The organism is Rhodococcus sp. P4_C10, from assembly GCF_056402135.1.
Window position 1 is genome coordinate 1 of sequence record NZ_JBFUHZ010000106.1, and the last position, 584, is coordinate 584.

At 61.9% G+C, this 584-nt stretch carries 1 protein-coding gene; it reads left to right on the plus strand.

Going from position 1 to position 584, the window contains the following annotated elements; genetic code table 11:
* Nucleotides 1-118: 118 nt before the first annotated feature.
* Nucleotides 119-511, plus strand: a complete 393-nt coding sequence (locus AC1DWC_RS26725; protein WP_477912918.1) for a DUF4240 domain-containing protein — start codon at nucleotides 119-121, stop codon at nucleotides 509-511.
* Nucleotides 512-584: the final 73 nt, after the last annotated feature.

The window sequence follows — 584 nt, forward strand, 5'->3', positions numbered from 1 at the left end:
CACTGACAGCGGCCAGAACCTGCAAAGATGAGGGCCATCGCGCTCGGTTGCGGTTGGGCCGGCGTTGTCACTGATGGGATGCCGGTAGGTCTGCTCGTCTGCAAGATTGGGAGAGGCTGTGGCTGACGATGTTCGTCACGACGAGGGTCCGGACGTCGACTGGTTCTGGGACGTTGTAGAGGAGTCCTCGCGGAGCCGTGATCGCCTTCGTGAAATTCTCGGACGACTGCCGAAGGACGCCATCTACAAGTTCCAAGATCTGTTCTTGGACTTCGCCGCCGAGCTACAGGACGAGCCGTATCGGTCCCATCTCGGGCCCGATGAGTCCGAGGATGGCCTGGAAGAYGCAGCGCAGTGGGTCGTCAGCCAGGGGCGCGTGAGATACGAAGCGGTTCTCACAGAGCCAAGCCGGATGCCATCACACATCGACGGCGGAGATCCAGCCAATCTTGGCGGGCTCGCTTGTGAGGTCTACTACGAGCGGTTCGGGGAGCCGCTAGACCTGATCTAGATGTGGTTCCCAGGCCGGTTGCGAACAGCGTGGCGTGACGCACCGGGCGGGCTCTCACGATCATCGCGGTCTC